General features: G+C 67.8%; 12 protein-coding genes. 6 read left to right on the top strand and 6 right to left on the bottom strand.

All coding sequences use genetic code 11. The annotated features are described in order from the left end of the window. Positions 1 to 32: 32 nt before the first annotated feature. Complete coding sequence (locus tag R2733_14735) at positions 33 to 464, top strand: CBS domain-containing protein (GenBank protein ID MEZ5377759.1); 432 nt, start codon at positions 33 to 35, stop codon at positions 462 to 464. Between the two features lie 115 nt (positions 465 to 579). After that, positions 580 to 2,043 (top strand): NAD(P)/FAD-dependent oxidoreductase, encoded by a 1,464-nt coding sequence (locus R2733_14730; protein ID MEZ5377758.1) that lies wholly within the window; start codon positions 580 to 582, stop codon positions 2,041 to 2,043. Positions 2,044 to 2,189: 146 nt separating this feature from the next. Here R2733_14730 and R2733_14725 read toward each other — a convergent pair whose 3' ends face one another. The 5 genes from R2733_14725 to R2733_14705 form a co-directional block, all read right to left on the bottom strand. Further along, entirely contained in the window at positions 2,190 to 3,272 is a 1,083-nt protein-coding gene (locus tag R2733_14725; protein ID MEZ5377757.1) for a DUF459 domain-containing protein, read from the bottom strand. 73 nt (positions 3,273 to 3,345) lie between these two features. Further along, positions 3,346 to 4,788 carry an MBOAT family protein gene (locus R2733_14720; GenBank protein ID MEZ5377756.1) on the bottom strand — a complete coding sequence of 481 codons (1,443 nt, stop codon included), beginning with the start codon at positions 4,786 to 4,788 and terminating at the stop codon, positions 3,346 to 3,348. 49 nt (positions 4,789 to 4,837) lie between these two features. Then, positions 4,838 to 5,269, bottom strand: a complete 432-nt coding sequence (locus R2733_14715; protein MEZ5377755.1) for a Zn-ribbon domain-containing OB-fold protein — start codon at positions 5,267 to 5,269, stop codon at positions 4,838 to 4,840. Beyond that, positions 5,269 to 6,423, bottom strand: coding sequence for a thiolase domain-containing protein (locus R2733_14710; protein MEZ5377754.1), 1,155 nt, complete (start codon positions 6,421 to 6,423; stop codon positions 5,269 to 5,271). The genes R2733_14715 and R2733_14710 overlap by 1 nt, the downstream gene beginning before the upstream one ends. Then, positions 6,420 to 7,256 (bottom strand): enoyl-CoA hydratase, encoded by an 837-nt coding sequence (locus tag R2733_14705; GenBank protein MEZ5377753.1) that lies wholly within the window; start codon positions 7,254 to 7,256, stop codon positions 6,420 to 6,422. The genes R2733_14710 and R2733_14705 overlap by 4 nt, the downstream gene beginning before the upstream one ends. Before the next feature lie 193 nt (positions 7,257 to 7,449). Here R2733_14705 and R2733_14700 point away from each other — a divergent pair, with 193 nt between their 5' ends. From R2733_14700 to R2733_14685, 4 genes are all read left to right on the top strand, one after another. Further along, positions 7,450 to 8,352, top strand: coding sequence for an SDR family oxidoreductase (locus R2733_14700; GenBank protein ID MEZ5377752.1), 903 nt, complete (start codon positions 7,450 to 7,452; stop codon positions 8,350 to 8,352). A 30-nt stretch (positions 8,353 to 8,382) separates the two neighbouring features. Then, positions 8,383 to 9,009: a phosphatase PAP2 family protein gene (locus R2733_14695; protein MEZ5377751.1), complete on the top strand. Its 627-nt coding sequence runs from the start codon at positions 8,383 to 8,385 to the stop codon at positions 9,007 to 9,009. Next, a complete protein-coding gene (locus R2733_14690; protein MEZ5377750.1) occupies positions 9,002 to 9,724 on the top strand; it encodes a mismatch-specific DNA-glycosylase in 723 nt (240 codons plus the stop codon). Before R2733_14695 ends, R2733_14690 begins: the two co-directional genes overlap by 8 nt. 83 nt (positions 9,725 to 9,807) lie before the next feature. Then, positions 9,808 to 10,587: a hypothetical protein gene (locus R2733_14685; GenBank protein MEZ5377749.1), complete on the top strand. Its 780-nt coding sequence runs from the start codon at positions 9,808 to 9,810 to the stop codon at positions 10,585 to 10,587. A 49-nt stretch (positions 10,588 to 10,636) separates the two neighbouring features. Here R2733_14685 and R2733_14680 read toward each other — a convergent pair whose 3' ends face one another. Continuing rightward, on the bottom strand, positions 10,637 to 10,903 hold the full coding sequence (locus tag R2733_14680) for an antitoxin (GenBank protein MEZ5377748.1): 267 nt from the start codon (positions 10,901 to 10,903) through the stop codon (positions 10,637 to 10,639). Positions 10,904 to 11,093: the final 190 nt, after the last annotated feature.

Raw genomic sequence — 11,093 nt, 5'->3', positions numbered from 1 at the left:
TGACCAGGTGGCGGCGAGCGCCAAGGTGAGGCATGGGCAATCCACGAACCATCACCAGCTTGCAGGCCCCCGTCAGCCAGGCGATGGCCTCGGTACCCATCGAGATCCACGTGCACCTCTCGATCGCCGAGGCTGCGGCCCTCATGGCCGAGAACGACATCGGTGCGTCGCCGGTCCTGCTCGACAACTCCGCACGTGATCTGGCCGGCATCATCTCCGAGCGCGACATCGTCCGCTCCCTCGCCGACGACGGCGACCCAAACGACGAGCGGGTCAGCGATTGGATGAGCGTCGACCTCAGCACCGTCACCCCCGACACCACGATCGAAGTGGCCACCGAACTCATGCTCGAAGGCGGGATGCGGCACCTCCCGGTGGTCGAGACGGTGGGCGGCCACCGAAAGGTCGTCGGCATGATCTCGGTCCGCGACCTGCTCGCCGCGTATCGCTCCGTCCCGGAGTAGGGCTCACCGGCCAAACCACCGCATACGGATCGTCGCGAGCGATCCGCCACGCCACCTGGCCCGCAGGGCACACTGACGCCATGTCCGGCATCGTCGTCACGTCCTTGCGGCCCCTATGAGCGGGAGCGAGCAGCTGGACGCGGTGGTCGTTGGCGCCGGCCCCAACGGCCTCGCCGCCGCGATCACGCTGGCCCGAGCCGGCCGATCGGTGCGGGTGTATGAGGCAGCGGCAACGCCCGGAGGCGGCGCCCGTTCGGCGGAACTGACGCTGCCCGGCTATGTACACGACGTCTGCTCGGCCATCCACCCGCTGGCCTCGGCGACCTCGTTCATGGCGTCGCTCGACCTGGAGGGGCACCAGCGTGCCGGTGCTTCGCTGTCGTTCGCTGCTCCCGAGGTCGACTTCGCCCATCCCATCGGCGGCGATCGTGCCGGAGCGGCCTATCGATCGCTCGACGCCACGATCGAGCGGCTCGGTACCGACGGGAAGCGGTGGGAGCAGCTGGTCGGCTGGGTGGCCGAGCGCTGGGACCGGCTGGCCGACGATCTGTTCACGCCGATCACCGAGCTCCCGAAGCACCCCCTGTCGATGGCCGGCTTCGGCGCTCGCGCCGCCCTTCCCGCCACCATCAGCGCCAGGGGATTTTCGACACCCGAGGCCAGCGGGCTCTTCGCCGGCGCCGCCGCCCACTCGTTCCTTCCGCTCCACCGACCCCTCACCACCACCTTCGGCCTCCTGCTCGGCGGTGCGGCGCACGTCGCCGGCTGGCCGTCGATCAAGGGCGGCTCGCAGGAGCTGATCCGAGTCATGGTCGACATCCTCGAATCGCTCGGGGGCGACGTGGTGTGCGACCGCCCCGTCCGCTCGCTCGCCGATCTGCCCGAGTCCGCCGTCGTGCTCTTCGACCTCACCCCGCGTCAGGTGCTTGCGATCGCCGGCGCCGAGCTGTCCGCCCGTGACCGACGAACCTTCTCGTCCTTCCGCCATGGACCGGGCGTGTTCAAGGTCGACTACGCGCTGAGCGAACCGGTGCCGTGGACGGCCGAAGTCTGCCGCCGTGCCGGCACGGTGCACGTCGGGGGCACGATCGACGAGATCGACGCAGCAGAGTCCCTCGTCGCGAAGGGCACGATGCCCGAGCGACCGTTCGTGTTGGTCGCCCAGCACAGCATCTTCGACGACTCCCGCACCCCGGATCCCGCCGCCGGCGAGCAGCGAGGACACACCTTGTGGACCTACGCGCACGTGCCCAACGGCTGTCCGATCGATGTAACCGACGCCATCGAGCAGCAGATCGAGCGCTTCGCTCCGGGGTTCCGAGACACGATCGTGGCCCGACACACTGCGTCGCCGTCCTGGTATGAGCAATACAACGAGAACAACGTCGGCGGCGACATCGGCGGCGGTGCGGTCGACGGGCTCCAACTGTTCGCCCGCCCCGGACTCCGCCGTCACCCCTACCGCACGGGCAATCCCCGACTGTTCCTCTGCTCGTCGTCGACCCCGCCCGGCGGTGGCGTTCACGGCCTCTGCGGCCACAACGCCGCCCTCGACGCCCTCCGCTCCACCCTCGCCTGACCCACCCTGGCCCGTCCCGAACTCTCGGCTGCTGAGCCCACCATCAACCAACTCTCGGCTCTCCGGCCCGGAAGTGGGCTCCTGAGCCGAGAGTTCACTTCGAGTGGGCTCGACAGCCGAGAGTTCAAGCTCGATCGTGGGTGGGGTCAGGGGATCGGGGGGAGGAAGCCGCGTTCGGTGAGGATGGCGAGCACGTTGGCCGAGATGACCTGGCCACCGGAATCGGTGAGATGGATGCCGTCGTTGGCTCGCAGCTGTCGTTCGGAGCCGTCGGCGCCCGGACCGTACGCCGTGTAGCCGTTGGGCGAGAGGAGCGGACGGCTGTCGAGGTAGGTCACGCCGGGCACGAGGTCGGCCTGCTCCCGATAGATCTGATTGATCGTGGCGATCTTGGATTCGAACGACTCCGAGCGCATCGTCGGCTGCGAGATCCAGAGAACGGTGCGGCCATCGGCGGCCAGGTACTCCATGGCGCCCCGCACCCGGTTGCCATACTCGGTCACCCACTCGGCCGACCCGAACTCGTACACGGAGCCATCCACCACGAACCCCTGGGCGTCATTGCCGCCGAACATGGCCACGACGACTTCGGGGTTTCGCTCGGGGATGACCTCGCGCAGGTGCGCCGGCCAGTCGTAGAAGTCGGGGCGTGAGAAGCCCGACGACGCCCGAGCGTCGAGGATGCTCTCGGCGATCCCCGTGTCGGCGAGCGAGCGCTGCAGCGCCTTCCCGGTCTCGATCATCGTCGAATCGCCGATCAGCGAGACCCGCAGCGGTTCGGCGGCCGTCGGCACCCGAGGCGCTGCGGACGTCGGTGGTGCCGTCTCGACCGTCACGGTGGTGGTGGTCTCGGCCGGTGTGGTGACGCCGGGGTCACCAGCGACGGTCGAGTTCGTCGAGCCGTCGCCTCCTGGGGTCGTCGTCGCTGTGGCACCGTCCTCCTGCCCGGTCCCGCCGCCGGCTGCGACGTCGAACGTGCCACCGGTCTCACCCCCGGTCGAGCCGTTGGTGACGGTATGGCCGTACCGAACGACCTCGAGAACCGAGCGCGGCGCTTCGAGTCCGAGCGGCGAGGCGACCGCGTCGATCGGCTCCCAGATCGCAAGCGCTCGATCCCGACTCGCACCCAGCGGCTGTTGCGAGGCCCGCTCTGCCTGGCGCCCGGCGTTGAACACTGCCGCCAACCCGAGCGCAAGGACCATGATGGCCAGGGTGCGACCTGCGCTCATGACATCGACCCTGTTGGGACGAGTCGGATCGGGCGCCCGCAGATGCTGCATGTCGGGAGACGTCATCGGCTGCTCAGAACTGGAAGTAGATGAAGGGGGCAACGCCCTCGGGACCGAAAACATCGATCGCGGTCAACAACAATGCCAGCGACAGGCCCTGGACGTAGACCGGCATGGTGCCGAACTGACGTTGGGTCTGGTCGCCCAGACGAGGCGGCATGAGCTGGCTCGCCACCATGACGGCGATCACCGCCACGAGCAGCACCGTCACGAGCGAGGTCGACGACGCCCCGCCGCCGACGATGCGGCCCACCATCTCGAAGGCGAGCGTGGCGTCGCTGGCTCGGAAGAAGATCCAGGCGAAACACACGATGTGGAACGTGACCGACCACTTGGCCATCGTGACGATCGGAGTCGGGAACCCGATGGGTCGCCACGCGGCGCTCAGCAGGCGCTCGACCGCCAGTGCCGTTCCGTGGATCGCCCCCCACAGCACGAAGTTCCACGCGGCACCGTGCCACAACCCTCCGAGCACCATGGTGAGCCAGAGATTCCGGTAGGTGAGCAGGGTGCCGCCCCGGTTGCCGCCGAGCGGAATGTAGAGATAGTCACGCAGCCACGACGACAGCGTGATGTGCCACCGTCGCCAGAAGTCCTGGATGCTCAGGGCCCGATAGGGCGAATCGAAGTTCTGCGGGAATCGGAACCCGAGGAGCAGGGCACAGCCGATGGCGATATCGGTGTACCCACTGAAGTCGGCGAAGATCTGCACGGCGTACGCGTAGATCGCGAACAGGACCTCCCAGCGCGAGTACTGCGACGGCACGGCGAAGACCGGGTCGACGATCTGGGCCGACAGGTAGCTCGACACCACGACCTTCTTGAACATCCCACCGGCGATGAGCCAGATCGCCTCGACGGCCGGTATCCGCCGGGGATCCGGCGGGGCGACGATCTGCTCGGCCATGTCGGTGGCACGCACGATCGGACCGGCCACCAGCTGGGGAAAGAACGAAAGGTAGAAGGCCACGTCGAGCAACGACATCGGGCGCTCGAACTCGCCGCGGGCGACGTCGATCACATAGCTGATCGCCTGGAATGTGAAGAACGAGATGCCAACCGGGAGGATGATCTCGAGCAGCGGTGGTGAGGCCCCGATCCCGACCGAGTCGAGTGCGTTGGTCAGCGAGGTGGCGAAGAAGCCGTAGTACTTGAAGAACCCGAGCACGACGAGGTTGAGCGCAATCGAGATGCGCAGCGCCATCCGGCCTGATGGCCCGAGCTTCGTTGCCCCTCCTACCTCGAGGCGGTCGGCTGCGACGGCGTGCGCCGCCAACCAGTTGCCGATGACCGATGCCGCCAGCAGACCGGTGAACTTGGCATTCCAGTACCCGTAGAAGAAGAAGCTCAACGCGATCATGGCGAGGCGCCACACATCGTGACGAGGCCGGAGCAGCCAATTCACCAGGAACGCGACCGTGAAGAAGGCAGCGAAGGCGGTTGTGGGAAAGAGCATTCGAGGCAGCAGGGATCGGCGGGCAGCCAGCGGTTGGCCGCCGCTCAGACTACGCCCCCGTCGTACCGATCTGCTGGAATCGCAGGACGGCCATCCCCTCGGCGGTCGGGTCGAAGATCGCGGTCACGGGCTGGCCGCACTCGAGGGTGTCGAGATCGGCGGCGACGATGTTGGTCATCACCCTCGGCCCCTCGTCGAGCTCGACGTAGGCCAGGACATACGGGACCACCTTGCCCCAACTGCCCGGCGTCCGACGAGCAATCGAGTAGGAGTACACCGTGCCCCGGCCCGACAGTTCGCGCCACTCGAGCTCGGCATTGCCGCAGCCTGGGCAGATCGGCCGCGGATACCAGACGAGTGCGTCGCATGATCCGCAGTGCGGGAGCCGTATGACCCCCTCGGCCAGGCCGTTCCAGTATGGCGCCGTGTCGGGGGTGATGGTCGGCTCGTGGGTGGGCAGTCCAGATGATGGCGTCGACATCACAGACCTCGCTTCATGATCAAGGTGGCCGAACCGTGCCGGGTGGCGAGGCTGCCGCCGGTGCCGTGCGCCAGCACCAGTTCACAGTTGGGGACCTGGACGGCAGGGTGTGCCTCGCCCCGGACCTGGCGGACGGCTTCGATCACCTTGGTGATGCCGCCCCGGTTTGCCGGATGGTTGTTGCAGAGGCCACCGCCGTCGGTGTTGAACGGCAACGTCCCATGCGGCGCCTGCAACGCCCCGTCGGAAACGAACCGGCCGCCATCGCCCTTGGCACAGAAGCCGAGGTCTTCGAGCGTTTGCAGCACCGTGATGGTGAACGAGTCGTAGATCGATGCGTACTGGATGTCGGTCGGCTTGACGCCTGCCTGGGCGAACGCGATCGGGCCGGAGTACACCGCGCCGGTGTAGGTCAAGTCGATCGGCGACGGCGAGGCGCTCTTGAAGCCGAAGCCGGCGCCGATCACCTCGGCGCTCGCCCGACCGAGCGACGCCGCCACCTCGGCGCTCACCACCACCAGCGCTCCCCCGCCATCGGTGATCACACACGAATCGAGTCGGTGCAGCGGATCGGCGACCATCGGCGATTCGAGGACCTCCTCGACCGTGACCACGTTGGGGAGAAAGGCGTTGGGGTTGTGCTGGGCGTGGACCGAGGCGGCGACCTTGATCTCGGCCAGCTGCGCGCTGGTCGTGCCGAACTCGTACATGTGGCGGGTGGCCGCCATGGCGTAGCCGGAGACGACCGAGAGCCCGAAGTCGGACTCGAACGGGGATTCGGGAGCGGTGGGCCGGGCCGAGGCACCGGGCAGCGTGCCGCCCGTTCGCGGCTTGCCGGCCAACGTGATCAGCGCCACCGAGATCGCCCCGTCGGCGATGGCCTGCGCCGCGTGTTGCACGTGGACGAGGTAGGACGATCCGCCGGTCTCGGTGTTGTCGAGCATCTTCGGGCGAACCCCGATGTACTCCGCCATCGACAGCGCGCCGAAGCCTGGCCCATCACCGGCGCAGTAGTACGCATCGACGTCGGCCAAGGTCAGGCCGGCATCGGCGAGCGCGCCGTGCGCCACCTCGGCGTGGATCTGGGGGACCGTATGATCAGGCAGGTGCCGGCCGGGGTGCTCGAACGCTCCGACGATGTGCGCGGTGCTCACAGATCACCCAGCGGCGCGAAGTTCGGCGGACGCTTCTCGAGGAAGCTCGCAACGCCCTCCTTGAAGTCGGTGCGGCGCAGCGATTCGACCATCATCGAATTCGACTCGGCGAGCGCATCGGCCACCGACATCTGCGGGTGGGTGTAGACCTGCTGCTTCATGACCGCCATCGATGCCGGCGCGCAGTTCACGGCGAGGTCGCGGGCGTACGCCATCGTCTCGGCCAGCAGCTCGCCGGGTGCGACCACCCGGTTCACCAGACCGAGCTCGAGCGCTTCTTCGGCCAGCACGACCCGCCCCGACATCAGCAGGTCGAGCGCAACGGCCTGGCCGACCAGGCGAGGCAGGGTCCACGACAGGCCGTGCTCGGCGATCAAACCCCGACGGGCGAAGGAGGTGGTGAGCTTCGCCCCGGCGGCAGCGAAGCGAAGGTCGCACGCAAGGGCATGTACGAAGCCAAGGCCAGCCGCAGCACCGTTCACCGCCGCGATGACCGGCTTGGGAATCGTCATGGCGTGGGTGTGGGCCGGTCCGGCAGCGGCGGAATCGGCGTTCCCCGAGTTGCTACCGATGCCCTGGAGGACGTCCATGTCGGCCCCGGCGCAGAATCCCTTCCCAGCGCCGGTGACCACGATGACCCGCACGTCGGGGTCGGCGGCGGCCCGATCGAGCGAACCGAAGTAGCCCTCGGCAATGGCGCCGTTCCATGCGTTGAGCCGGTCGGGGCGGTTCAGCGTGATCAGCGCCACCCCCTGATCCACTTCGTAGAGCACCGCTGCTTCGGCCGCTCCTTGGTCGGGCCCTTCTTGGTCTGGCGCGGTTTCGTTCGACATCACATTCCCCCTGGCGTCACGATCGGTCGGTTCGAGTGCAACCTAGAAGACGAGCGCAGGTCCGGCCAAAGTGCGAAGCCACCTGCTGCACCCGAGCGGCTTTCGACCAACACCGCTGACCGGCTCTAGGATCGTCCCGCCGCGTGTGCACCCCCGTGCATGCGGCAGACCACACGAAATGTAGGAGTTCAACATGGCAGATCTCGGATTCGACGGCCAGGTCGCAATCGTCACCGGTTCGGGCGGCGGTCTGGGTCGTGAGCACGCACTCGAATTCGCACGACGTGGTGCTCGGGTCGTCGTCAACGACCTCGGCGGTGCCGTCGACGGCAGCGGTAGCAGCGCCACGGCCGCCGAGAAGGTCGTCGCCGAGATCGAGGCGCTCGGTGGTGAGGCCATCGCCAACGCCGATTCGGTGGCCACGCCCGAGGGCGGCGCCGCCATCGTGCAGTCCGCCATCGATGCCTTCGGCCAGGTCGACATCGTCGTCAACAACGCCGGCATCCTGCGCGACAAGACCTTCCACAACATGACCGACGACCTGCTGTCCCCGGTCATCGACGTCCACCTCAAGGGTGCGTTCTACGTCACCCTGCCCGCCTGGATCCACTTCCGTGAGCAGGGCTCGGGCCGGGTCATCAACACCTCGTCGAACTCCGGCCTCACCGGCAACTTCGGCCAGTCGAACTACGCCGCCGCCAAGATGGGCCTCGTCGGCCTCACTCGGGTCCTTGCGGCCGAGGGCGCCAAGTACAACATCAAGGCCAACGCCATCGCGCCGGTGGCTCGCACCCGGATGACCGAGGACATCCTCGGCCCGATGGCCGACTCGCTCAATCCCGAGTTGGTCACCCCGCTCGTCATCTGGCTTGCGCATCAAGACTGCGACACCAGCGGTGCGGTCTACTCGGCCGCCGGTGGCACCGTCGCCCGCTACTTCATCGGTCTCACCCAGGGTGTGCACCGTGGCACCGAGATCACGGCCGAGTCCGTGCGTGACGACTGGGACGCCATCAACGACGAGACCGGCTACATCGTGCCGGGCAGCCCGGCCGACGAGTTCGGCAAGCTCCTCAACCAGTGGAAGAACGCCTGAGCGACCGCTGTCGCTCCCTAAGATCGTCCGATGCCCCTTCGACCACGAGCAACCGAACTGGTTCGCTCGTTCGATCGGTCGGTCGATCAGGCGTTCGAACCACTGCGGTCAAGTCACGTCGCCAATCGGGTGGCGTACCTGGCCAGTGAGAGCGCCCACAACTCGATGCTGTGGCACGCCATCGGCATCACCATGGCGATCGTGCGGCCCGACCTGCGTGGTCGGGCCGTACGCATGGCCATCACGCTCGGGATCGAGTCGATCCTCGTGAACGGAATGATCAAGCCGCTCGTCCGGCGGGAGCGGCCGGGGAACTGGGAGGTCGACCAGCACCAGGTGCGCCGGCCCAAGACCTCGAGCTTTCCGAGCGGACACTCATCGTCGGCCGTGGTTGCCGCCACCCTGCTCGACGAGGCGATGCCCCGAGGGCGCGTCGTGTGGTGGTCGATGGCGCTGGTCGTCGCCACCAGCCGCATCCACACTCGCATGCACCACGCCAGCGATGTCGTCGCCGGCGCCGTGATCGGCCGGGTCATCGGTGTGCGTGCCCGGTCGGCACCGATTCCCGGTCACACGCCATCGGCGCGACCAGCCGGTAGCGTCTCCGGGTGGCGATCCCTTCTCACCATCGATCCTTCGGGAGCCAACGATGAGTGACATCGTCGTCAAGGCCAACTCCGAAGACGTTGGTCTGCGTCGCGAGTCCACGCTCGACGTCGGGGCGCTGCCGCTCTGGCTCGCCCGACTCCATCGAGCGCTTCCCGTCGACGCCACGGTCCGCGTCACGATGCGGGGCGACCTCCCCGTGGCCAAAGACGTGTTGATCGAGGGAGCCGGCTTTTCCACCGACGCCGACAAGCTCGTCCGGGAGCGCACGCTGCCCGACATGTTGTCGCCGGGGCTCCGAGCCGTGATGGTCGGTCTGAATCCCAGCGTGCGCTCGGCGGACGCCGGCTACGGGTTCGCCGGACCCGGAAACCGCTTCTGGGACGCTGCGGTCGAGGCCGGACTCCTCACCGAGGTTCGCAAGCCGGAACAGGCGATGATCCACGAGTCGGTCGGCTTCACCGACCTGGTCAAGCGGGCCACGGCCCGGGCCAACGAGATCAGCGCCGCCGAGTACCGCTCGGGCCTCGTCCGACTGAACCTGGCGTTGGGATGGATCGCACCGAAGATCGTCATCGTCGCCGGTCTGACCGGCTGGCGGCATGCCACGGGTGAGAAGCGCGCGGCGGGCTGGCAGCCATCGACGCTCGGAGGACGCCCGGTCTACCTCATGCCGAACCCCTCGGGTCTCAACGCGAGCACCTCGCTCGATGACCTCGTTGCCCACCTGCGAACGGCGTTGCAGGGCCCGCCGTCCGCTCACTGACCCGCCACGTCGCCCCGTCGGACCCCGACTCAAGCAGCGGCCGAAACTGTCCGACCATCTGGGTGGAAAGGAGCAACCGCTCCATGACCCAGACAGCGGGATCAGGACAACCCATCGAGTCGCACCCAGCTCGCCGCGCTCTCCCTCCCGAGGCGACGACACGCCGCGCTCGCCGCGGGCTGCGGCTCGACCAGATCGTCTTCCTGCTGAGCGTCGCGTTGGCTGCCTTCGTTGCGGTGACGACGACGGCCTCAGCGAACGGATCCGACGTCATCGGCGCCTCGGCCCGTCCTCTTGCGACCCCGACGACCGTCGCAGGCGGATCGAGCACCATTCCAGCCGATGCACTCGATGCGGGTGTCGACGGTGTCTCGAGCTGGGCCGGCACCGATCGGGGCGGCCTCGTGCGCTACGAGACCGAGCGGACAGCGCTACTCGGTGGGGCGGCGCTCGACCGGTTGGACTACGACTGGGAGGCCAACCTGCCCGGCTGGCGCATCGACTTCATCGAAGGCAACGACCGCATTGCCGGCTACACGTGGAGCAACGAGGCCCGCATCGAGGTGTTCGTCCGGCCAACGGCGTCGAGCGCCGATGTGGCTCGGATTCTCGCCCACGAACTCGGCCATGCCGTCGACGTCACGCTCAACACCGGCGACGAGCGCAGCGCGTGGCTGGCCCAGCGGGGAGCGACGGAGGTCCAGTGGTGGCCGTCGAGCGGCGCTGCCGACTTCGAGACGGGGGCCGGCGACTTCGCCGAATGCTTCGCCGTGCTGCTGGTCGGAGCGGATGACTACCGCTCGAAGGTGGCGCCGGCGCCAACCGCCGCCGACTTGGCACTGATCGCCCAGCTCGCCACCTAGCGCGCCGGGCGATCGAGCGCCCAAGTTCTCGATCGATTCGATCGAATGGTCAGTTGGTCGGATCGATCTTGTCGATCGCGTCGGCCGCTGCGTCCTCGGCAGCATCGGCCGCGCCATCGACTTCGCCGTCGATCTTGTCGACGAGGTCGCGTGCCTTGTCGATCTGGTCGTGCAGCTTGCCGCCAGTGGCCTTGTCGGCTGCATCGAGGCCCTTGTCGACCACGTCTTCGGCCTTGTCGCGCAGGCCGTCGGCCACGTCGCCTGCCTTCTCGGCTGCGTCACCGAGCATGTCCTTGGCCTTGTCGAAGATCCCCATATCGCCACTCCTATCTGTGGTTCGTCGACCGCCGCTCGGCAGTCATTTCGCTCCGCCGGGTGGCGGCCGCGTCGAACAGTGTGCCCGAGTCAGGGGTCCCGCGTCTTCGATACCGAAGGATTCGCTGCGAATTCGCCGGCCCTGCGGCCGGTGTGCGACGAGGTGCCGCACCGACATGCCATCCTGGGGG

This window comes from Acidimicrobiales bacterium, from assembly GCA_041394265.1.
Classification (GTDB): Bacteria; Actinomycetota; Acidimicrobiia; order Acidimicrobiales; family SZUA-35; genus JBBQUN01.
The sequence above is the reverse complement of the archived record's forward strand: the minus strand, read 5'-3'. Positions and strand labels throughout refer to the sequence as shown.

Bases quoted from the DNA above. Each gene is read 5' to 3' on its own strand.
- R2733_14685 (MEZ5377749.1), top strand. From the start codon at position 9,808: ATGACCCAGACAGCGGGATCAGGACAACCCATCGAGTCGCACCCAGCT.
- R2733_14725 (MEZ5377757.1), bottom strand. From the start codon at position 3,272: ATGAGCGCAGGTCGCACCCTGGCCATCATGGTCCTTGCGCTCGGGTTG.
- R2733_14730 (MEZ5377758.1), top strand. From the start codon at position 580: ATGAGCGGGAGCGAGCAGCTGGACGCGGTGGTCGTTGGCGCCGGCCCC.
- R2733_14680 (MEZ5377748.1), bottom strand. From the start codon at position 10,903: ATGGGGATCTTCGACAAGGCCAAGGACATGCTCGGTGACGCAGCCGAG.
- R2733_14690 (MEZ5377750.1), top strand. From the start codon at position 9,002: ATGAGTGACATCGTCGTCAAGGCCAACTCCGAAGACGTTGGTCTGCGT.
- R2733_14720 (MEZ5377756.1), bottom strand. From the start codon at position 4,788: ATGCTCTTTCCCACAACCGCCTTCGCTGCCTTCTTCACGGTCGCGTTC.
- R2733_14695 (MEZ5377751.1), top strand. From the start codon at position 8,383: ATGCCCCTTCGACCACGAGCAACCGAACTGGTTCGCTCGTTCGATCGG.
- R2733_14700 (MEZ5377752.1), top strand. From the start codon at position 7,450: ATGGCAGATCTCGGATTCGACGGCCAGGTCGCAATCGTCACCGGTTCG.
- R2733_14705 (MEZ5377753.1), bottom strand. From the start codon at position 7,256: ATGTCGAACGAAACCGCGCCAGACCAAGAAGGGCCCGACCAAGGAGCG.
- R2733_14735 (MEZ5377759.1), top strand. From the start codon at position 33: ATGGGCAATCCACGAACCATCACCAGCTTGCAGGCCCCCGTCAGCCAG.
- R2733_14715 (MEZ5377755.1), bottom strand. From the start codon at position 5,269: ATGTCGACGCCATCATCTGGACTGCCCACCCACGAGCCGACCATCACC.